Here is a 20,400-nt window from a genome sequence, read left to right on the forward strand (position 1 = left end):
AAAGATGCTGCCACCACGCGGCATACAGGTCCTCGGCGCTGCGGCCGGGAATCAGCAACGCCGAGGCCCACCGCGAATACCCACACACCATCGTCATCACCGGCAACGCAGTGGCCGTACGCACCTGGCCACAACCGACCGGGATCGACACGTCAGGAAACCACAAGTCGCACTGCGCGATCTCGCCGGCCTGATAGGTCGTGCGCGACGCCGGATCTGGTGGCAGATACACCGGCCGCAACTCACGCACCCGCTCGCTGAGCGTGCGGATCGAGTACTGCCAGCCGATCCGCTCGGCGATCACCGTTGCCGGCATCCTCGGATAGGCCGCAAGCAATTCCCGGATCCGCGGCTCAACCTCGTCAGCGACCGACCCAGCCGATACCCGCTGATACTTCGGCGGCCGATCACTGGCCAGCGCCGCCTTCACCGTGTTGCGGGCTACGCCCATCACCCGCGCAACCTCGGAAATCGACAACTGCTCCGACCGGCGCAACCGCCGGATCTCTGCCCAGTCCTCCACGCTCAACACTCGCTTCCTCCCTGGCTCGCCCGAGCCAAGGATCTCCAGGAAGCTGGTCAAAATTCACTTGCCGCGCTCCGGTCAGTATTCAGTTGCCGCCGACAGTAGAAGCGTCAGAGCATCGGCTTCAGTGGTCGCCAGCCTGGTGAAAAGACCTGCGCCCATGGAAACTTCGATCCCGTACTTCAGATCGATAGCTAGCAGTTTTACTGTCCCTTGCCTTACTCCGGCGCTCAGGCCTGCTGCGATACCCCAAAAGATCGATCCCTTGCCTGACCCCGAGCACCCGACGGTGAGCGTCTGGCGTTCAGCGATCTGGAGTATCCAGGGTGTGCCGTCCTCACGGCGCCCCATCTGCACTCGGTCGATGTTCGTGAACGTGTGAAGAGCGGCGGCCCTAGCTTCCGAAAGGATATTCGCGAGAACGAACTCCATGCGTACGGTCCCCGGTGAGACGACAACCGATCGGGCGGAGTGCGCACGGATTGAGTCGCGTATCGCTGGAACGGCCTTCTGAAGGTCGTCGACCGTCTGGCCCCTCCGAACGCGCACGACAATTCGTAGCGAGTGATCCAATGCGGCGACGCTAATCACTTGCGGGCGGGTCCATTTGGTGGAGGTAGTCGTGTTCCCTTGCATGTTCTTGTGAGTCACTTGCTCTGAGATGGACAGCCCGCATGCCCTCGCGATCCGGGGCCACTTGAAAATCGTCCACAGATACCACCGGGCTTGTCGTGCGAAGGGCACGAGGTGCTGCTGAAAGGCCGCAGGGGAGAGCGTTATCCATGCGGTGGTGACGGCAACGAGCGCGATGAAGAACGATGCCATGCAGATTCCGACGATCAACAACATGTGCAGGAAGGCGTCGATGAGGTCGGTGCTGGGCGGTTGATAGTCGTACTGGTTCATGCCGACACCCGACTCGCCGGCGGTGTCGGGCTCTTCGCCTGGGCGGCAGACATGCCCGAAGCGCGGAAAGACCAGGCGATCCGCCCAGACTCGCCGGATCGATCCACATATGGCAAGACACTAAGATCTTCGAATACGACTGGTGTGAAGGGCATTCCATCGATGTTGGGTGGACGCTCCGGTTGTGTGGTGGTAGCGAACTTAACCGTGACCGTGCGTGTCCGCTTGGGGGCTGCGAGGTCTCCATCGAGCACTTCGACCTGCCACAGGGGAAGGCCGGACTCTCGGTCGTGTGCTTGAACGCGGTTGTCTTTCGTCGACCGCTCGTAGTCGATGACTGGCGATACGTCAGACACCAAGAAAGCGCAGTGGGGGAAGACCTGCTGATGAGGCACTCTGAGCCACTTTGGGACAGCCATAGTTGTCTCCGATCCTACTTGTCTAATACATGGCAGACTATCTGCGTCTATGACGGTATCGGGGAGATGGGCCTATAGCACCGCGCCAAGAAAAAACTTTGAGATGCGAGCAGATCATGGCGCTCACCTGGTCTTATCGGTAACGCTATCTGCGGCGCCAGCCCTGATGCGCCGCCCAAAGAATGCGAGTTTCTCTCTGAGAAGGGTTGCTTGGACTGGGCCTTGGAAGGTCGAGACGAGACGATTCCATCAACCCGCCAAGTGGCTCCCATACACTGCTTGCCTAGCAGTTTTGGGTGGAAGGTCCTGTCGTGCTCTCACTTGGTCAGATCGACCAGTCCGACGATCGTCCGCCGTACCGGCAGATTGCCGCCATGCTGCGAGAAGCGATAGACCGGGGGTACATCCCCCCGGAAGGGCGCTTGCCTTCCGAAGCAGAGTTGACCGAGCATTTTGGGGTTGCTCGTATGACAGTCAGGCGTGCGCTGAAGGAGCTGCGCGACGAGGGGCTTGTGTTCTCGGAACATGGCAGGGGTGTGTTCGTGCAACCAGCGCCGCGGTGGGCGCCTGAAGGCTTCGAAGTTCAGACTGGCTTGACGACCTTTGTTGGGCGGAGTCATACGGAGATTGCGCGGATCATTGCTCACGACCATGGGTGGCGAATACGCGGTGACGAGATTATTGAGCCTGGCGGCCAAGTTGTAGTGAACAGCCTGGAAGAACTAGCGCGGAGGGCGTTGGCGCTTAGATGGTTTGAGCCGAGCGGAGTTGCCATCAACTGGCACCGCTTTGCTGAAAGGAAGAGCAACAATGCGGACGCCATTCGGCGGGTGGCGTTGACGTCATAGGCGCCAGACACTCGTGGAGCTATTCGCCGAGCTTCTTTCCAATGTGCGCAATTTCGATCATCCCCTCCTGATACAACAATCGGAAATGTATACGCCCGGCCCCTGGGGTGAAACGGGCGTGCATCTCATAGATATTGACGTTTCCAGAGTCGTCAAGAAAACGGCAGAACTTCTCACGTCCTGCGTACTCGGGCGTGACTTTGCTCTTCCACACTGGGGCAGGCGTGCCAGCCTCCCAGCCGGTAGCCGATTCATTCAGTTCCCGGAGCCGATCTGCTACCTGTTTGAGTGCTAGCGGTTCAACCGCATAGAGTTGATCTCTGCAGCCCCTAAGAAATCGAAGTCTCGGATAGATGATCGATCTAAATTGCCAAATGTCTTCGGCATTCTCGACCAATCCCTGAAGTTCGACCAATCTTCGGTCGTGGAAATCGAGAGCGGTTGCCGTGTCATACCAATGTTGCAGCGCGACGCAATGCTCACGGATCTCACCGGTATTCAAGTCGATCTCAGAAACCTCAGCGGTTAGGACGGGCGAACGTAGCGAGGCGGTAGCCCCCAGGCCGGCCAACCCCGACTTTCGTGCAATCGCCATCGCTGCGCCCGATGAACTTTTACCACCAATTCTCGCCTCAATGTCGCTTTTTCCAGGCCAGTTTTCTGGTGATGACCATCCACTCGGGCATCTGTTCAGCATAAGAAGGAATTGCTCTTTCTCGTCGCGATTCAGGCGATTGAGAATCGAGTCGTAACAGGATACTTCACGATTTGTCGGCTTAAATAATGCGTCTATGTTGAGCACCGATAGCAGTCGATCTCGTGTAAACATCGCCTTGAGTCCCTCGGTAAATTCCAGTCCAATTATTTCTTCGCTCGGACCCCCGTCGAAAGAAGTCTCATTTATTGCTACTTCGCCAATAATCATGGACGGATAATTTTGCTCAACAAGATCGATGATTCATCGAAGAAACCATCGGGCCAATGGGGAAGCATGCCTCTGTCATCGATTTCGAGCGAGACGTACCCTTCGTCAATTGAGGTATCGAAGTAGTAGATCTGAGCTTTGAGATTGCGATCACCCTTCTTCGCGAGACGCAGGCCGTTTAAGAAATGATCGCTATGGCTCTCCACGACCATCTGAACTCCGTCCCTCGCTGTTCTTGCACAAAGCTCAGCGAGTTTTGACTGGCCACGTGGGTGAAGATGCGCTTCGGGGTTCTCGATTGCGAGTAGTGAACCGGCAGGTGCGGTTAAGCAGGCAATGACTACAGGAAGGGCGTATGCCACTCCGAAACCGACGTTCGTCGGGCGAAATCGATTCGAGGAGGAAAGCCCTGCCGTGCCACCGAATCCGACATCGAGGCGGACGGCATCCGTATTTGGGATGGTGTGAACGCCCAACGAAATTCCGGGACACGCTTCGCCCATCCAAGCGTTAGTCTGGTCGAGAAGTCTTGCGCTGAGCGCCGACGCGTGGCAACGGAGTGTGGGTACGCGGTCGTCGCTAGCGGATCCGAGCATATCTACCGCGTACTCGCCGCGCGGGCCCAGCGATCTCTGCCTTACAGTCTGTTCGAAGGAGTGCGCTGAAACCACCTCGGGGCCTACTCGATCAGCGCGCACATGTTGATAGCTTGCAGTTGCAATGTGCATCTCATCGAGTGGGCCGTCTACTGCAACTCCCAGGTGATCGGCTGTTGCCTCATAATCGATTAAGAGCTTCGCGGTGGCGCCTGAATCCGAAGTTAAAGCGAATTGAATATACGGAAGTTCTTCGTCATCGTAGAGAGGGGAAAAATCTTCGCAGAGCGCGTCTCTCCCTGAGCCGATTTGGACGTATTTTCCGTTTAGATCAATCGTGCCATGTCCGATCGCATTAGATTCTAAGGACTGTCTGATCAAGCTCAGTACTTGGATCACCGTGCTCTTTCCGGCTCCGTTTAGCCCGGTGAGTAAGGTAAAGTCGCCAAGCTGGAAATTCGCCTGAGGGAATCGCTTGAAATTTCGTATGGTCAATTCGCTAATCACTGGCCAGCCTCCGCAACATCGACTCTATGCGATCAAATCTATAGCGCACCTTTTTGATATCACCAGTTCCTGAGGAGATCGAGTTCACAAATATAGGATCGGCCATCAAATCAGACATGGCCGTCATGCACTTCTTGTGCTTGTCAGCAAGTCTATCTTGTGTTTGCTTGTCTAGTTTTGCAACGCTGACCGACTCGGCTTCGAACAGGGCCTTATTTATTGGCATACGAGGCTGATTGCCTACCGGGATCTTGCGAAAGGCATTCTTGCCGAACAGGGCGTGGCACACTGACATCGATTGCTTGAAGGTGTCGGCATACTTGGAGAACTCGCGTGCGGACATGGAATTGAAGAATTGCATCCGCTCCGTCAAGAATCCGTCGAAATCGTGCGTCCCATACGACTTCACATCGATCGACTCGAAAGCGAGATATCGAAGAACCATTTCCCTGTCGGCCATGCGGTCATCTTTAACGCTGCCCGTCGTAGCCTTAATGAATTCTTGACTATCTGCGAGGTGATGCAGCCGTTTTCTCACCGGGCCGGATATCAATGCGTGCCGAAGCTCCTGATTGGATAGTGGCATACCCCCCGTATTGATCCTGGCAAAAATATTGAATTTTACTGGGTCTGGGGTTCCCTTGCGGATTACGTGCAGCACCAGCTCTGTTTCCCTGATGCGTAGCCTCAGCTTGCTCGGGAGGTCCTCGTATTTCATTCCTTCGTAGGCTTGGAGATACTCTAGACCTTCGAGCATGAGTGGCGTCTTGCCGATTAACTTGCTGTTGCAAAAATGAATGATCGACGTCAGACGTTGTATACCGTCGACGATTATCCAGTTCTCATCCTGATCCTCCGCGGCGTAGAGCGTCGGGAGTGGAATGCGAAGGAGTATCGATTCGATCAGCCTACTCCGACGACGGTTGTCCCATATTCCGGCTTTTCTTTGGAAGTCTGGTTCAAGATCTATCGCGCCAGAAGCCGCACGCGACAATATGAGATCGATAGTCGGTGTGCGGGTCGTCACGTCGATACGATCCGGGTCGAACGGTATCTCGATACGTGCCGAGTCACTGTCGGTTTCACGGCTCTCAACTTCGATACCGCTTCCGACGCCCGATTCAGTGACGGACTCAAGCGCAGTTGTAATCAGCGCGTCTTCTGCTCGCGTTGGCATGGAGCCACTGTATCCGTGGTCAGGATGGTGTTCGAGGGGCTGAATCTCCCCGCACCTATCCTGACGTCGATGGCCTTTGCCTCGGACATCTCCTGCGGCCTTGGTGAGCGTCGATCGGGCGAGGCCGCCGTACGGCGCTTGGCAACGCCGATGGCGCGTGAAATCTCTGCGGCGAAATCGGGTCCGTTGTTGACCAGCACGTAGCCACCGGCAAGGCCCCCTTGATTGCAGAGCGTTCGTCGTCGCCGAACCCTCCGACATGCGACAGCGCCGGTGCCACGATCGATTCGGGTGACGAGGCGCGTAGCCGTGCGCGGCACCACGGTAGTGGGGAAGTGGCTACCCGAATCGCCGTACACCGCCTGACTGCGTGACCACCGCCGCACGATCCGGCGAGCCGCCAGGTACGCATCCTGGGGCACCTCGACCACCGCAATCGCTTTCTCAAGTCCATAAACGCCCCAGAACCGACCTGGCCCGCGCCCGGGCCGCCGCCACAGGTCGGGCACGATGTGCTGATACTCCTTGTCGCCGTGCAGGTTTGGTGATGAGTGCTTGGTGAAGTAGATGGCCAACCGTTTCGGGTCGCACGCCCGCAAGCCATTGCGGACGTCGATGGCGGTGCCGGCCAGCAGATGCCGCGCTTTCTGTTCAGCGTCGGGGTGGTCGACGACATGTGCCCACGTCTCGGACAGCCATTGAGCAAAGCCCCTGCCTGATCGTCCTGGCGACATTGGTGGCGCCATCCACAGATGGATGTGCGGAGCGCCGCGCCGCTGGAACTCCAGTTTCCAGATGTATCGGGCCGCCTCGCCGTACTCCCGTTGAAAGCGTTTGCGCCACAACACCATATGCCGCTTCACGCTGGCTCCGTCCGGAGCGACGGTTTCCCAGTCGCCGGGATACGTGAGGGTGACCATGGCGGGAACCCGACCGGATTCGACGAGTGGGCTGTAGTCGAGTTCGGCGAAGGTGCGGCACATCGACGACCGAGATTTCCTGGACCATTCGGTGATGACACCGCCGGAACTACGCTGGTCATTTTCCATAGGACTCCGTCGTGTCGAAGACACGACGGCCCGATGATCGTCCCCGGCTGCCAGATCCGACCTGACTCGAAACTCGGCATCGTCAACGTCACGTTGGTGATGGGCGACGGCCCGTTCGGCGGTCTTCTCGACACGAACAGGATTGGCCCAACTGAGTCGCACAACACCAGGACCGATGGATATGCGAAACCGTCCCGATTCAGGCTCGGCCCCGCGACGGGCAGGACCAGACGCCCACGGTGCCGCCGGTTCGAACAGGGCCGCTGCCGCGGTGACCATCTCGGGAGTCGGGAACCGAAGGCCCAACGCGTCGATAGCCCGCAGCTCGCCCGTCGCGATCCCGTCGCCCACCGACTCGCGGACATTTTCGGCACATATAACAAGCCCGCCGGCCGCTGCCGAGTTGAAGTCGGGTGCCTCGGTCGATGTCCGGCCGACCGCTGGCGCTCTCCCGCCCTGCGGCCTGGCGGCCTCGGGCGCTCGCGACCTCCTGTCCACCGCGGCACCCGCGGAACCGAGCCCGAATGGCGGCCCATCAGGTACCGATGAGCCGCCCGCCGATGGTGTCGAGTCGGCGACTGATGATGCGATGCTGGGCATCGGGATACCTGCTCCCCGGAGGCCCCGCCGCCGCCCACAACGCAAGAGGTAGCGCCGAAGCTCCTGGTCAGGAGCGCAAGCACCGTGTCCGGTTTATGTCCGTTCGTCGGACAGACCTGATGCGTCAGCGCAGCTCAATGCGGCGCATACGACGCACAAAATCAGATAAACCGCAGTTCAGCGGCTATCCCGTCCGCCTGAAAAGCGGAAGGTCGCCGGTTCGATCCCGGCCCTGGCCACTCAGCTTGAACTCCGGCCCGCTCGGGCCGTTTCTTCTTCGCTCTTCTCCGACTCGCTTCAGTGGGACTTTTTCTGGTCCGGCCGCCCCGGGCGCCGATACGCTGCGGGCCATCGAGGCGAGCACGACACGATCGGTGTGTGCTTCGCCACCCGCACCCAGACCGGAGGCGATCAAACCGATGAGCGCTGTTACCGCGATTCCGCGCCACCCCTCCGACGTCACCGCGGCGTGGCTGGCCGAAGTCCTGCGTCGTTCCGGCACCGCGGTCGAGGTCGAGACCGTCGACGTCGCCCCGGTCGGCACGGGCCAGACCGGCGCGACGTTCCGGGTCAGCGTCGGCTATGCGAAGAACCCGACCGGACTGCCCGCCAGCTTCATCCTGAAGCTGCCTGCCGCCGACGACGCGGTCCGCGACCGGGTGATGCTCGGCTACCGCAGCGAGTGCGCGTTCTACCAGTCCGTCGCCGACGTGGTGACGATCCCGATCCCGCAGTGCTACCACTGCGACATCGACGGCGACGGGGCCAACTACGCGCTTCTGTTGGCCGACCAGAGTCCGGCGGTTCAGGGTGATCAGATCGCCGGCTGCGGTGTCGTGGAGGCTCGCCTCGCCGTCCGTGCGCTCGCCGGGTTGCACGGTCCCACGTGGTGCGATCCGCGCTGGCAGAGCTTCGAGGGCCTGGCCATGTCCATCACCGGCGAGGACGCCATCCGCGGCGTCGGCGAGATCGCGAAGATGGCGGCCGGTATCACCGTCGACAAGCTGGAAACCAAACTGAGCGCAGAAGACGTCGAGACGCTGGTAACGGCAATGGATCTGGTGACGCCGTGGCTGTTGTCCGCGCCGGATCGGTTCGCCCTGCTGCACGGCGACTACCGGCTGGACAACCTGCTCTTCGACGGCGACCGGGTCAGCGTCGTCGACTGGCAGACCCTCGGCATCGGTGTGGCGGGCCGCGACCTGGCCTACTTCATCGGGACCAGCCTGGAACCGGAGCTGCGGGCCGGTGTGGAGGAGGACCTCGTCGCCGACTACCACCGGGCCCTGCTGGACACCGGCGTCTGCGACTTCGACCTGGCGACCTGCTGGCACGACTACCGGCTGGGCATGATGCAGGTTCCGTTGATCTCCGCGCTCGGGTGCGCGTTCTCGGTGGAGACCGACCGCGGCGACGACATGATGGCGGCGATGCTGCGCCGAGGATGCCAAGCGATCCGCGATCTCGGCACCCTCGGGCTAATCGAAGGCGCCGAGAGCACCAATAGTTAGGACACCCGGTTAGTTAGGACAACCGGTGGCGCACTCGCTGCCGCGCACGGCGGCCAGGTGTGCCCTTCCCGACCCGCACCCTCAGTCGTGCAGCTTCTTCTGCGCTTCCCTGACCAACCCGCCGCCGACGATCAGCCGCTGGATCTCGCTGGTGCCCTCGTAGAGTCGCAGCAGCCGCACCTCGCGGTAGATGCGCTCCACCGGCATGCCGCGCATGTAGCCGGCACCGCCGTGGACCTGCACGGCCAGGTCGGCCACCTGCCCGGCCATCTCGGTGCAGAACAGCTTGGCCACCGACGGCGCGATGCGCCGGTCGCAGTCGTGCAGCCACTGCTGCGCGGCGTCGCGGACCAGCGCCCGCCCGGCCATCACGCCGGTCTGCTGGTCGGCCAGCATCGCCTGCACCAGTTGGAAACTCCCGATCGCCGTGCCGCCCTGGGTGGCGCTCGCCGCGTAGGCGACGGACTCGTCGAGTGCGCGCTGCGCGGCTCCCACGGCGAGTGCCGCGATGTGGATCCGGCCGCGCGCCAGCGACGTCATCGCCGCCCGGTAGCCGATGTCCTCGCTGCCTCCGACCAGGGTGTCGTCACCCACGCGCACGTCGGTGAAGTTCACGTCCGAGGTCCAGGCACCCTCCTGGCCCATCTTGGCGTCCTTGACCCCGATCTCGACGCCGGGGGTGTCGGCGGGCACGAGGAAGACCGCGATCCCCGCGCCGTTGGCGTCGGCCGGCCGGGTACGCGCGAAGACGATGAACAGGTTGGCGACCGGGGCGTTGGTGATGTACTGCTTGCGCCCATTGATCACCCAATTAGCGCCGTCGCGAACGGCTTTCGTCTTCAGGCCGGACGGATTGGACCCGGCTCCGGGTTCGGTGAGAGCAAAGGAGGCGACGACCTCGCCTGACGCGATCGGCTCGAGCCAGCGGGCTTTCTGCTCGTCGGTGCCGAACCCGACCAGCACCTGACCCGCGATGCCGTTGTTGGTTCCGAACATCGACCGCAGCGCCAGGCTGGTGTAGCCCAGCTCCAGAGCGAGCTCCACGTCCTGGGCGATGTTCAGCCCCAGCCCGCCCCACTCCTGCGGGATGGCGTAGCCGAATAACCCCATCTTCTTGGCGTGGTCGCGCAGATCGTCGGGCACTTTGTCCTCGGCGAGGATCTCCGCCTCCCGCGGCACCACGGCCGTTCGGACGAAGTCGCGGGTCTGGGCCAGGATCTCGCGGAAGTCGTCGTCGCTGACAGGAGCAGCTGGGCTCATCGGGTTCCTTCACGTGGGGCAGCGGTTCCGGGCGATCATATATGAAATATGATGTTGCCGAGTTCCGGGGTTCGTCGAAGAGCAGGGAGATCACATGGGTTTGCTGACCGGCCAGACAGCGGTCATCACCGGCGGTGCGCAGGGCCTGGGTTACGCCATTGCGGAGCGTTTCGTCGCCGAAGGCGCCCGGGTGGTGCTCGGTGACCTCAACCTCGATTCCACCGAGGCCGCGGTGGAAAACCTGGGCGGCCCCGGCGTCGCCCGCGCCGTTCGCTGCGATGTCACCGCCTATGCCGACGTCGAGGCATTGGTCGACACCGCGGTCGCGGAGTTCGGCCGGTTCGACATCATGGTGAACAACGCCGGCATCACCCGCGACGCCACGCTGCGCAAGATGACCGAAGAGGACTTCGACCAGGTGATCTCGGTGCATCTGAAGGGCACCTGGAACGGGCTGAAGAAGGCCGCGTCGATCATGCGCGAACAGAACAGCGGCGCGATCGTCAACATGTCCTCGATCTCGGGCAAGGTCGGCATGATCGGCCAGACCAACTACTCCGCCGCCAAGGCGGGCATCGTCGGCATGACCAAGGCTGCCGCCAAGGAACTCGCCCACCTTGGCGTGCGGGTCAACGCCATCCAGCCCGGCCTGATCCGCTCGGCGATGACCGAGGCCATGCCGCAACGCATCTGGGACTCCAAGGTCGCCGAAGTGCCGATGGGGCGCGCCGGTGAACCGGCCGAGGTCGCCAAGGTGGCGCTGTTCCTCGCCTCCGATCTGTCCTCGTACATGACCGGCACCGTCCTCGAGGTCACCGGGGGTCGGCACCTGTGACACGAACCGCGGTCATCTGCGAGCCGGTCCGCACACCGATCGGACGCTACGGCGGGATGTTCGCCTCGTTGACGGCCGTGGACCTCGGCGTGGCGGCGCTGCGCGGCCTTCTCGAGCGCACCGGAGTGACACCCGCGGCCGTCGAGGACGTCATCCTCGGGCACTGCTACCCCAACAGCGAGGCGCCGGCGATCGGGCGCGTGGTGGCTCTGGACGCCGGGCTGCCGGTGACCGTGCCCGGCATGCAGGTCGACCGGCGCTGTGGTTCGGGCCTGCAAGCGGTCATCCAGGCCTGCCTGCAAGTCGCCTCGGGTGACAACGATCTCGTGGTCGCCGGTGGTGCGGAGAGCATGAGCAACGTCGCGTTCTACTCCACTGATATGCGGTGGGGTGGCGCGCGCACCGGAGTGCGGATCCACGACGGTCTGGCGCGCGGTCGCACCACCGCGGGCGGCAAGTTCTATCCGGTGCCCGGTGGCATGCTCGAAACCGCCGAGAACCTGCGCCGTCAGTACGGCATCTCCCGAACCGAACAGGACGAGCTGGCCGTTGCCTCGCATCAACGCGCGGTCGCCGCGCAGAAGGACGGCATCCTCGCCGAGGAAATCATCCCGGTGACGGTAGCGACCCGCCGCGGCGAGGACGTGATCGACACCGACGAGCATCCCCGCGCCAATGCGTCCGTCGAATCGCTGGCCAAACTCAAACCCGTTCTGGCCAAACAAGATCCGGAATCGACTGTGACGGCAGGAAACTCCAGCGGCCAGAACGATGCCGCATCGATGTGTATCGTGACCACTCCCGAGAAGGCTGCCGAGCTGGGCCTGAGGCCACTGGTGCGGCTGGCCTCCTGGGGTTCGGCCGGCGTCGGCCCCGAGGTGATGGGCATCGGTCCGGTGCCGGCCACCGAAGTGGCGCTGAACCGGGCCGGGCTGCAGCTGCGAGACATCGACCTGATCGAACTCAACGAGGCGTTCGCCGCGCAGGCACTCGCCGTCATGCGGGAATGGAAGTTCACCGACGCCGATTCCGAGCGCACCAATGTGCGCGGATCCGGCATCTCGCTGGGTCATCCGGTGGGCGCCACCGGCGGACGTATGCTCGCCACGCTGGCTCGCGAGCTGCACCGGCGCGGCGCGCGCTACGGGCTGGAGACCATGTGCATCGGCGGCGGCCAGGGGCTGGCCGCCGTCTTCGAAAGAGTGACCGAATGACCAGGCTCGCGCAGACCCTCGGCCTCACCGAGGTGCAGACCGAGATCATTTCCACGGTAAGGCAATTCGTCGACAAAGAGATTATTCCCAATGCCCAGGAGCTCGAACACGCCGACACCTACCCGCAGGCCATCGTCGACCAGATGCGGGAGATGGGCCTGTTCGGGCTGATGGTGCCGGAGGAGTACGGCGGGATCGGCGAGTCGCTGCTCACCTACGCGCTGTGTGTCGAGGAACTGGCCCGCGGCTGGATGAGCGTCTCCGGGGTGATCAACACCCACTTCATCGTGGCCTACATGATCCGCCAGCACGGCACCGACGAGCAGAAGCGGCGCTTCCTTCCGCGGATGGCCACCGGCGAGGTCAGGGGAGCGTTTTCCATGTCGGAACCGGAGTTGGGGTCCGACGTCGCCGCGATCCGCACCCGCGCCCGCGCCAACGGTGACGGCACCTACACCATCGACGGTCAGAAGATGTGGCTGACCAACGGCGGCAGTTCGACTCTGGTCGCGGCTCTGGTGCGCACCGACGAGGGCGCGGACAAGCCACACCGCAATCTGACCGCCTTCCTGATCGAAAAGCCGTCCGGCTTCGGTGAAGTCGCTCCGGGCCTGACGATCCCGGGCAAGATCGACAAGCTCGGGTACAAGGGCATCGACACCACCGAGCTGATCTTCGACGGGTACGTCGCCAGTGCCGATGACATCCTAGGTGCCAAGCCGGGGCAAGGCTTCTTCCAGATGATGGACGGCGTCGAGGTCGGTCGCGTCAACGTCTCGGCGCGGGCCTGCGGGGTCGGCATCCGCGCCTTCGAGCTCGCCGTCCGCTACGCCCAGCAGCGCAGCACCTTCGGCAAGCCGATCGCCGAGCATCAGGCCATTGCGTTCGAGCTGGCCGAGATGGCCACGAAAGTCGAAGCGGCACATCTGATGATGGTCAACGCCGCCCGACTCAAGGACTCCGGCGAACGCAATGACGTGGCCGCCGGCATGGCCAAGTATCTGGCCAGCGAGTTCTGTTCTGAGGTGACCCAGCAGAGCTTCCGGATCCACGGCGGTTACGGCTATTCCAAGGAATACGAGATCGAGCGCCTGATGCGCGACGCGCCGTTCCTGCTCATCGGGGAAGGTACCAGCGAGATCCAGAAGAACATCATCAGCAAGCGGCTGCTGGCCGATTACCGGATCTGACATGAGCGCCCCGGATTTCGCCGCGCGCCCGCAACTGGCGGAAGACGTGGCGCGCTTCGTGCGTCGCAGGATCTTCAACGGAACCTATCCCGCCGGTGAGTACATCCGGCTCGACCAGCTGGCGGCCGAGCTGGGTATCAGCGTCACGCCGGTCCGTGAGGCCTTGTTCGAGCTGCGCGGCGAGGGACTGCTCGAGCAGCTGCCGCGCCGTGGCTTCATGGTGCTGCCGTTCACCGACCGCGACATCGTCGACGTGTCCAACCTGCAGGCACACGTCGGCGGCGAGCTGGCGGCCCGGGCGGCGGTGGCCATCACCGACGACCAACTGCGGGAGCTGACCGACATCCACGACCAGCTGAATGCCGCCTATGCCGCTGACGACGAGGTGCGGGCCGTCCGACTCAACCACGAGTATCACCGCGCGATCAACGTGGCCGCGGATTCGCCGAAGCTGGCCCAGCTGATGTCCCAGATCACCCGGTACGCACCGGAATCGGTGTTCCCGACGATCGAGGGCTGGCCGGATCGGTCGGTCGCCGATCACGAACGCATCCTGGCCGCACTGCAGGCCCGCGACCCCGACGGCGCCCGCGCGGCGATGTCGGAGCACCTCGCCGCCGGCGCGGCCCCGCTGATCGAACACCTCGTCAACCGTGGAGTCGCGCAGCGCGCGGACCGACCGTAGCCGTCACACCACCGAGAAGCCGGGGGGCAGTGCGGCCCGTCCGGTGAGGGCAAGCAGCAGCTCCTGGCCGTCGCCGCGCCGACCCGCGGTCTCCACGGCCACGGTCAGCGCCACGGTGCAGACATCGGCCGGCAGCGCCGCGGCGAGCCCGAGTCCTGCGGCCAGGTCCAGGCTGTGCACCGCCAGCTCGACGATGCGGGTCGGCAGATAATCCGACAGCAGCATGCCACCGACGATCGTGGTGATCAGGGGGTCATCCGCGCTCGCCAGCGCGTCCAACGCCTGATCGCGCAGCCGGCGAAACTCCGCCGGCGGGTCGGCGCCCAGCGCTCGGCCAGCCTGCTCGGCGCGGGCCTGGATCGATCCGGCGTCGGCGACGTTCGCGGCCGCGAGGTAGTAGTCCCCGGTGGTGTGGACATCGCGCTGTGCTGCCGGTCGCGCGAGGTAGTCGACGACGGTGACGAAGGAACGGCTCAGGTGACCGACCAGAGTCCGCACCGTCCACACTCCCAGCACCGGCGTGTCCCACGTGTGGGCCGGTATGCGGGCCACCAGATCGACCGCGTGCTCGCCGGCGACGCGGTAGAGCGCGATCTGCTCGTCGAGGGGTTGCAACGTCACGGGACCGATTCCACCGGAACGTCGTGTTGTGCGTAAAGGGCCAGTCCCCGACGACTGGCCTGGACCCGGTGCCGTGACCGATACAGTCTCTGCTATTTTTGTAACGCTGTTGACGCGTCGATCCCGAGTGGAGAAGCCATGCCAGAACCAGTCATCGTCGGCGCCGTCCGGACCGCGATCGGTCGTTCGTTCAAGGGCACCCTGGTCAATACTCCGCCGGAGACGTTGCTCGGCGCCGTCCTGCCCGAGGTCATCCGGCGCGCCGGGGTCGACCCGGGCGCCATCGACGACATGATCTTCGCCGAATCGCACTACGGCGGCGGCGATCTGGCCCGGTACGCCGCGGACGCCGCAGGACTGACGAATGTCCCCGGCCAGTCGGTCAACCGGCACTGCGCGGGCAGCCTGACCGCCATCGGCAACGCCTCGGCCCAGATCGGTTCGGGCATGGAGCGGGTGCTGATCGCCGGTGGTGTGCAGTCGCTGTCGATGACGCCGCTCATGAGCCAGCGCATCATCGGCCCCGAACTGAAGTTCGAGGAGCGGTGGTTGCCGCCGATTCACGTCGAAACGCCGGATGCTCCGAGCCGCGACATGTCGATCACAGTGGGCTGGAACACCGCGCAGGCGGCAGGCATCTCCCGCGAGGAGATGGACGCCTGGGCCGCGCGCTCGCATCAGCGTGCCGTCGACGCCATCGACGCGGGCAAGTTCCTCGACGAGATCCTGCCGCTAAAGGTGCAGCAGCTCGACGGCTCGGTGACCGACTTCAGCGTCGACGAGCATCCCCGCCGCGACACCACGGCCGAGAAGCTGGCGCAGCTCAAGGTTCTGCACCCGGAAATCGAGGGCTTCTCGATCACCGCGGGTAACTCCAGCGGCACCAACGACGCCTGCGCCGCGGTCGCGCTGGTCGACCGGTCCTACGCGAACGGCGAGGGCCTCGACGTGCTGGCGACGGTCAAGGCATGGGCCGCGGTCGGTGTCCCGCCGCGCGACACCGGCCTCGGCGGCGTCGAGGTGATCGCCAAGGTGCTCGACCGCGCCGGGTTGACCCCGTCGGATGTGGCGTTGTGGGAGATCAACGAGGCGTTCGCGTCGGTGCCGATCGCCGCCTGCCGCAGGTACGGCCTCGATGAGGAGCTGGTGAACTTCTCCGGAAGCGGCTGCAGCCTGGGGCACCCGATCGCGGCCTCCGGCGCACGGATGATCACCACCTTGATCTACGAGCTGCGCCGCCGCGGCGGCGGCATCGGGGTGGCCGCCATGTGCGCCGGTGGCGGCCAGGGTGGCGCGGTCGTCATCGAGGTCTAGTTCTCTGTTCGTGCACGGCGCCGGCCAGTGAGCCGCGCCGAGTGGTGTCCCGCTCGGTAAGAGCGCTGACCGGACGATTCCCGCGTGGGCGATAGATTACCGTCGCCGAGGTGAGGAGTTCGAGTGACGCGCAGTGCCCGTGAGGTCGTCGAGCTCTACAACCTGGTGGTGTGGAACCAGCGTGATTTCGCCCTCGCCGCAGAGTTGCTGGGCGACACCGTAATCCGCCACGACGTGGGTGAGGTGCATGTGCTGCGCCACGACGAGGCGGTCCGGCGGGTCAGCGACACCTGGGAGATGTTCGACGAGATCCGCTTCGAGTTGAAGCGGGTGCTCCCCGCCACCGACGGCGAGCATGTGACGGTGATCTACCAGTCTCCGATGCGGCTCAAGGACGGTACGACGACGACCATCGCCAGCATGGAGATCTTCCGGGTGCGGGACGGTCGGATCGTCGAAGTGTGGAACTGTGGCTACAAGCAAGGGGAGTGGCGATGACGCGCGGCCAGCAGGAGCAAAGCGCCATGGGGAGTAGCTCAGTTCTCGACGAGCTCGGTTACTACCTGTTGGCGGGCGCCGGCGGGGAAGGCCCCGCGACACTGATGGACGAAGCGCGCCGCGGTGAGGAACTGGGCTTCGGGACTGCGTTCATCTCCGAGCGCTGGAACGTCAAGGAGGCATCCTCGTTGGTGGGGGCGGCCTGCGCCGTCACCACCCGGATGCAGATCGCCACGGCGGCAACCAATCACAACACGCGCCATCCGCTGATCACCGGGTCCTGGGCCACCACAATGCATCGTCTCTCGGGTGGGCGCTTCACGCTGGGGATCGGCCGCGGTATCGGCGCGATTTACTCGGCGTTCGGCATCCCCGCGGTCACCACGGCGCAGATGGAGGACTTCGCCCAGGTGATGCGTCGGCTGTGGCAGGGCGAGATCATCTTCAACCACGACGGGCCGATCGGCAACTACCAGATCCTCTTCCTCGATCCCGACTTCCGCGAGGACATCAGACTGGCCCTCGTCGCCTTCGGCCCCAAGACCCTCGAGCTGGGTGGACGCGCCTTCGACGACGTCATCCTGCACACCTACTTCACGCCGGAAACGTTGTCGCGCAGCGTCAAAACGGTCAAGGAGGCCGCCGAGAAGGCCGGACGCGACCCCGCCGACGTGCGGGTGTGGTCCTGCTTCGCCACCGTCGGTGACCATCTGCCCGAGGAGCTGCGGCTGAAGAAGACCGTCGCGCGGCTGGCGACCTACCTGCAGGGCTACGGCGACCTTCTGGTGTCCACCAACGGCTGGGATCCCGTTGTACTGGAACGGTTCCGGGCCGACCCGGTGGTGCAGTCGATCGGCGGCGGCATCGACCACAAGGCCACCGCGGACCAGATCGAGCACATCGCCACGTTGATCCCCGGCGAATGGCTGGAGCCGTCGGCCACCGGGTCGGCGCAGCAGTGTGTCGAGCGCATCCGCAAGGAGTTCGACTACGGCGCCGACGCATTGATCATGCACGGTGCGACCCCTGACGAACTCGAGCCGATCGTGGCGGCCTACCGTGCCAGGGGGCGATGACCGATCGGCTCGTCGAATCCGAGGTCGCCCGCCAACCGGTAGGACCGCTGCCAAAGTGGCCCATCTGCCCTCGCCGGCACGGCGGCATTGACCCACTGAATTGCGTACTGTAGCTTCTGCCGTCATGAGTCGGGGCGGACGTCTCAAGGTCGACCGCGGTGTGATGAGCCGGCTTGCCGGTGTCGCCGACGCGGCCAGGGACACCGAACGGCTCGGCTACGGCGGGTGCTGGACCGCGGAGATCAGTCACGACCCGTTCCTGCCGCTCACCCTCGCCGCGGAACACACTGCCGAGATCGAGCTGGGTACCGGTATCGCCGTGGCGTTCGCTCGCAATCCCATGACGGTTGCCAACGTGGGATGGGACCTGCAGGAGTATTCGCGCGGCCGATTGCTGCTCGGGCTGGGCACCCAGATCAAGACGCACGTCGAGAAGCGGTTCAGCATGCCGTGGAGTCATCCGGTGCAGCGGATGGGCGAGTTCGTCCTTGCCCTGCAGGCGATCTGGGACTGCTGGAGCAACGGCACCAGGTTGAGTTTCGACGGCGACTTCTACAGCCATCGACTGATGACGCCGATGTTCACCCCGGAACCGCAGCCCTACGGGGCACCGAAAATCTTCCTCGCCGCCGTCGGAGAGCTGATGACCGAGAAGTGCGGTGAGGTCGCCGACGGTCTGATTGCGCATGCCTTCACCACCAAGCGGTACTTCGAGGACGTGACGATCCCCGCGCTGCAGCGCGGAATGGCCAAGGCGGGCCGCGACGGAAGTGGATTCCAGGTGTCGGCGCCGGTGTTCGTCGTGACAGGTGCCGACGAGGCCGAGATCACCGCTGCCGCAGCGGGCACTCGCAAGCAGATCGCGTTCTACGCCTCGACGCCCGCGTATCGGAAGGTGTTGGAACTGCACGGCTGGGGCGATTTGCAGACCGAACTGCATCGCCTGTCGCTGGACGGGCAGTGGGACACCATGGCCACCGTGATCGACGACGAGATTCTCGAGACGTTCGCCGTCGTCGCACCGCTCGATCGACTGGCGGTGGCGCTCACAGAACGCTGCGACGGGGTCATCGACCGGGCCATGGTGGGTCTGCCCGCCGGGACCTCGGATGAGACCGTGCGGGCTTTCCTGGAAGAGGTGCGGGCGGGCTGACTTCCGTGGCGGCCCGGTGGGTTGTCCACAGTTCGTTGTTGGTCCCCAGATGTGTTGGGGCGCCGGGTTTTGTCGGTGCCGCGAGGTAGTGTTTCGAACATGCGTTCGGTCGGTGTGATGTTGGATGATCTCGACACCCTGGTCGGGGAGATCGGCGCGGTCGATGTCGAGGCGTTGGCGGCGCCGGAACGGTTTGCGGTGTTGGAGCGGTTGGAGACCGCGCGGCGACGACAGGCCGCGGTCGCCTTGTCCTGGGTGGGCACGCTGGAGCAGTTCCAGGGGTGTCCGCCGGTGAGTATTGCGGTGGCGGATGTGTTGCGGGTCAGCCCGCGCGAGGCCAAACGCCGGATCCGTGATGCCGAGCAGCTGGCCCCCCGGCGGACCTTGATCGGGGAGCCGGTGGCGCCGTTGTTGCCGCAGACCTCGCAGGCCTGGCATGACGGGTTGTTGGATGGCGAGCATCTGCGAGTGATCCAGCAGTTCTTCCGCGACCTGCCCGACCATGTCCCGCTCGCGGAGCGGGACAAGGCCGAACGCTCGCTAGCCGAGCATGCGGTGAGTCTGCGGCCGGATCAGTTGGCCACGGTCGCCCACCAACTGTCGCTGCTGCTCAACCCCGACGGGAAGTTCTCTGAGGAGGACCGGGCCCGCAAACGCGGGTTCGTGTGGTGTGGCGGGCAAGGTGTCGACGGGATGAGCGTCGGGAAGCTGGTCGCCGATCCCGAGCTGCGGGCGGCGGTGGATGCGTGGATGGCCAAATACGCCGCACCCGGCATGTGCAACCCCGCCGATGAATCCCCGACCGTGGCACCGTCGCAGGAGGGGGCGGCGCGGGACACGCGGGGGTATGCCCAACGCCAACACGACGCCCTCACCGCCCTGCTACGCGGAGCATTGGGGGATCCGAAGTTCGGCCAGCACAACGGCCTACCGGTCACCGTCATCGTCTCGGCCACCCTGCACGACCTCCACGCGAAGACCGGTCACGCCGTCACCGCCGCCGGGACATTGATCCCGATCCCGGACCTGATCCGGCTGTCCGCCCACGCCTATCACTACCTGGCGTTGTTCGACGGAATCACTGGGCGGGCGTTGTGGCTGGGCCGCACCAAACGCATCGCCTCGGCCGACCAACGCATCATCCTGCACGCCAAAGATCGGGGCTGCACCCGGCCCGGCTGCCCCGCGCCGGGCTATCACAGCGAGGTTCACCACGCCACCCGCGACTGGAAACACGGCGGCAACACCAACATCGACGACCTCACCCTGGCCTGCGGGCCCGACAACCAACTCGTCGACACCGGCGGCTGGACCACCCGCAAACAACCCGACGGCACCACCGCATGGATCCCACCACCAGAACTACCCATGCTGCACGGCGGCACCAACACCTACCACCACCCCGAACGACTCCTGGGTGACGAACGGCCGCGCGGCGAACCGACCGGGGGTGAGCGGGAATGAATAGATGGCTACCGACACTTGTAGCC

At 64.0% G+C, this 20,400-nt stretch carries 17 protein-coding genes and 3 pseudogenes; 11 read left to right on the forward strand and 9 right to left on the reverse strand.

Annotated elements, in window-relative coordinates:
* The 3 genes and pseudogenes from ACXDF8_RS15530 to ACXDF8_RS15540 form a co-directional block, all read right to left on the reverse strand.
* Positions 1 to 532 (reverse strand): annotated as a pseudogene (locus tag ACXDF8_RS15530) (IS21 family transposase); the annotation flags it as partial.
* A gap of 72 nt (positions 533 to 604) precedes the next feature.
* Positions 605 to 1,432, reverse strand: coding sequence for a hypothetical protein (locus ACXDF8_RS15535; protein ID WP_457224169.1), 828 nt, complete (start codon positions 1,430 to 1,432; stop codon positions 605 to 607).
* On the reverse strand, positions 1,429 to 1,851 hold the full coding sequence (locus tag ACXDF8_RS15540; RefSeq protein ID WP_457224170.1) for a plasmid replication, integration and excision activator: 423 nt from the start codon (positions 1,849 to 1,851) through the stop codon (positions 1,429 to 1,431). Before ACXDF8_RS15540 ends, ACXDF8_RS15535 begins: the two co-directional genes overlap by 4 nt.
* 311 nt (positions 1,852 to 2,162) lie before the next feature.
* Between ACXDF8_RS15540 and ACXDF8_RS15545 the strand changes: the two are divergent.
* Positions 2,163 to 2,408, forward strand: a pseudogene (locus tag ACXDF8_RS15545) (GntR family transcriptional regulator); the annotation flags it as partial.
* 310 nt (positions 2,409 to 2,718) lie between these two features.
* On the opposite strand, the gene ACXDF8_RS15550 reads toward ACXDF8_RS15545, so the two are convergent.
* The 4 genes and pseudogenes from ACXDF8_RS15550 to ACXDF8_RS15565 all read right to left on the reverse strand — a co-directional run.
* A complete protein-coding gene (locus ACXDF8_RS15550; protein ID WP_457224171.1) occupies positions 2,719 to 3,624 on the reverse strand; it encodes a hypothetical protein in 906 nt (301 codons plus the stop codon).
* Positions 3,621 to 4,727, reverse strand: coding sequence for an AAA family ATPase (locus ACXDF8_RS15555; protein WP_457224172.1), 1,107 nt, complete (start codon positions 4,725 to 4,727; stop codon positions 3,621 to 3,623). The genes ACXDF8_RS15550 and ACXDF8_RS15555 overlap by 4 nt, the downstream gene beginning before the upstream one ends.
* Positions 4,720 to 5,904 (reverse strand): DUF262 domain-containing protein, encoded by a 1,185-nt coding sequence (locus ACXDF8_RS15560; RefSeq protein ID WP_457224173.1) that lies wholly within the window; start codon positions 5,902 to 5,904, stop codon positions 4,720 to 4,722. Before ACXDF8_RS15560 ends, ACXDF8_RS15555 begins: the two co-directional genes overlap by 8 nt.
* 149 nt (positions 5,905 to 6,053) lie before the next feature.
* Positions 6,054 to 7,553, reverse strand: a pseudogene (locus ACXDF8_RS15565) (rolling circle replication-associated protein); the annotation flags it as partial.
* A gap of 419 nt (positions 7,554 to 7,972) precedes the next feature.
* Here ACXDF8_RS15565 and ACXDF8_RS15570 point away from each other — a divergent pair.
* On the forward strand, positions 7,973 to 9,064 hold the full coding sequence (locus ACXDF8_RS15570; protein ID WP_457224174.1) for a phosphotransferase family protein: 1,092 nt from the start codon (positions 7,973 to 7,975) through the stop codon (positions 9,062 to 9,064).
* Positions 9,065 to 9,145: 81 nt separating this feature from the next.
* Here ACXDF8_RS15570 and ACXDF8_RS15575 read toward each other — a convergent pair whose 3' ends face one another.
* Positions 9,146 to 10,324: an acyl-CoA dehydrogenase family protein gene (locus ACXDF8_RS15575; protein ID WP_457224175.1), complete on the reverse strand. Its 1,179-nt coding sequence runs from the start codon at positions 10,322 to 10,324 to the stop codon at positions 9,146 to 9,148.
* Between the two features lie 94 nt (positions 10,325 to 10,418).
* Here ACXDF8_RS15575 and fabG point away from each other — a divergent pair, with 94 nt between their 5' ends.
* Genes fabG through ACXDF8_RS15595 form a run of 4 tightly spaced genes read left to right on the forward strand, consistent with a single transcriptional unit; the run spans position 10,419 to position 14,248 of the window.
* Complete coding sequence (gene fabG / locus ACXDF8_RS15580) at positions 10,419 to 11,159, forward strand: 3-oxoacyl-ACP reductase FabG (protein ID WP_457224176.1); 741 nt, start codon at positions 10,419 to 10,421, stop codon at positions 11,157 to 11,159.
* Positions 11,156 to 12,373, forward strand: a complete 1,218-nt coding sequence (locus tag ACXDF8_RS15585; protein ID WP_457224177.1) for an acetyl-CoA C-acetyltransferase — start codon at positions 11,156 to 11,158, stop codon at positions 12,371 to 12,373. Before fabG ends, ACXDF8_RS15585 begins: the two co-directional genes overlap by 4 nt.
* Positions 12,370 to 13,563 (forward strand): acyl-CoA dehydrogenase family protein, encoded by a 1,194-nt coding sequence (locus ACXDF8_RS15590; RefSeq protein ID WP_457224178.1) that lies wholly within the window; start codon positions 12,370 to 12,372, stop codon positions 13,561 to 13,563. Before ACXDF8_RS15585 ends, ACXDF8_RS15590 begins: the two co-directional genes overlap by 4 nt.
* A gap of 1 nt (position 13,564) precedes the next feature.
* Positions 13,565 to 14,248, forward strand: coding sequence for a GntR family transcriptional regulator (locus ACXDF8_RS15595; protein WP_457224179.1), 684 nt, complete (start codon positions 13,565 to 13,567; stop codon positions 14,246 to 14,248).
* Positions 14,249 to 14,251: 3 nt separating this feature from the next.
* Here the strand turns inward: ACXDF8_RS15595 and ACXDF8_RS15600 are convergent, their stop codons facing one another.
* Positions 14,252 to 14,869 carry a maleylpyruvate isomerase N-terminal domain-containing protein gene (locus tag ACXDF8_RS15600; protein ID WP_457224180.1) on the reverse strand — a complete coding sequence of 206 codons (618 nt, stop codon included), beginning with the start codon at positions 14,867 to 14,869 and terminating at the stop codon, positions 14,252 to 14,254.
* A 138-nt stretch (positions 14,870 to 15,007) separates the two neighbouring features.
* Here ACXDF8_RS15600 and ACXDF8_RS15605 point away from each other — a divergent pair, with 138 nt between their 5' ends.
* The 5 genes from ACXDF8_RS15605 (at position 15,008) to ACXDF8_RS15625 (ending at position 20,374) form a co-directional block, all read left to right on the forward strand.
* Entirely contained in the window at positions 15,008 to 16,183 is a 1,176-nt protein-coding gene (locus ACXDF8_RS15605) for a thiolase family protein (RefSeq protein WP_457224181.1), read from the forward strand.
* Between the two features lie 123 nt (positions 16,184 to 16,306).
* Positions 16,307 to 16,681, forward strand: a complete 375-nt coding sequence (locus ACXDF8_RS15610; protein ID WP_457224182.1) for a nuclear transport factor 2 family protein — start codon at positions 16,307 to 16,309, stop codon at positions 16,679 to 16,681.
* Positions 16,678 to 17,757: a TIGR03857 family LLM class F420-dependent oxidoreductase gene (locus ACXDF8_RS15615; protein WP_457224183.1), complete on the forward strand. Its 1,080-nt coding sequence runs from the start codon at positions 16,678 to 16,680 to the stop codon at positions 17,755 to 17,757. The genes ACXDF8_RS15610 and ACXDF8_RS15615 overlap by 4 nt, the downstream gene beginning before the upstream one ends.
* 124 nt (positions 17,758 to 17,881) lie before the next feature.
* Positions 17,882 to 18,910 (forward strand): LLM class F420-dependent oxidoreductase, encoded by a 1,029-nt coding sequence (locus tag ACXDF8_RS15620; protein WP_457224184.1) that lies wholly within the window; start codon positions 17,882 to 17,884, stop codon positions 18,908 to 18,910.
* Positions 18,911 to 19,009: 99 nt separating this feature from the next.
* Positions 19,010 to 20,374, forward strand: a complete 1,365-nt coding sequence (locus tag ACXDF8_RS15625) for an HNH endonuclease signature motif containing protein (RefSeq protein ID WP_457224185.1) — start codon at positions 19,010 to 19,012, stop codon at positions 20,372 to 20,374.
* The last annotated feature ends 26 nt before the right edge of the window (positions 20,375 to 20,400 follow it).

The sequence above is a fragment of the Mycolicibacterium sp. CBM1 genome (assembly GCF_054073305.1).

Bases quoted from the DNA above. Each gene is read 5' to 3' on its own strand.
- ACXDF8_RS15615 (WP_457224183.1), top strand. From the start codon at position 16,678: ATGACGCGCGGCCAGCAGGAGCAAAGCGCCATGGGGAGTAGCTCAGTT.
- ACXDF8_RS15550 (WP_457224171.1), bottom strand. From the start codon at position 3,624: ATGATTATTGGCGAAGTAGCAATAAATGAGACTTCTTTCGACGGGGGT.
- ACXDF8_RS15625 (WP_457224185.1), top strand. From the start codon at position 19,010: ATGCGTTCGGTCGGTGTGATGTTGGATGATCTCGACACCCTGGTCGGG.
- ACXDF8_RS15620 (WP_457224184.1), top strand. From the start codon at position 17,882: ATGAGTCGGGGCGGACGTCTCAAGGTCGACCGCGGTGTGATGAGCCGG.
- ACXDF8_RS15570 (WP_457224174.1), top strand. From the start codon at position 7,973: ATGAGCGCTGTTACCGCGATTCCGCGCCACCCCTCCGACGTCACCGCG.
- ACXDF8_RS15535 (WP_457224169.1), bottom strand. From the start codon at position 1,432: ATGAACCAGTACGACTATCAACCGCCCAGCACCGACCTCATCGACGCC.
- ACXDF8_RS15595 (WP_457224179.1), top strand. From the start codon at position 13,565: ATGAGCGCCCCGGATTTCGCCGCGCGCCCGCAACTGGCGGAAGACGTG.
- ACXDF8_RS15605 (WP_457224181.1), top strand. From the start codon at position 15,008: ATGCCAGAACCAGTCATCGTCGGCGCCGTCCGGACCGCGATCGGTCGT.
- ACXDF8_RS15540 (WP_457224170.1), bottom strand. From the start codon at position 1,851: ATGGCTGTCCCAAAGTGGCTCAGAGTGCCTCATCAGCAGGTCTTCCCC.
- ACXDF8_RS15575 (WP_457224175.1), bottom strand. From the start codon at position 10,324: ATGAGCCCAGCTGCTCCTGTCAGCGACGACGACTTCCGCGAGATCCTG.
- ACXDF8_RS15560 (WP_457224173.1), bottom strand. From the start codon at position 5,904: ATGCCAACGCGAGCAGAAGACGCGCTGATTACAACTGCGCTTGAGTCC.
- fabG (WP_457224176.1), top strand. From the start codon at position 10,419: ATGGGTTTGCTGACCGGCCAGACAGCGGTCATCACCGGCGGTGCGCAG.
- ACXDF8_RS15590 (WP_457224178.1), top strand. From the start codon at position 12,370: ATGACCAGGCTCGCGCAGACCCTCGGCCTCACCGAGGTGCAGACCGAG.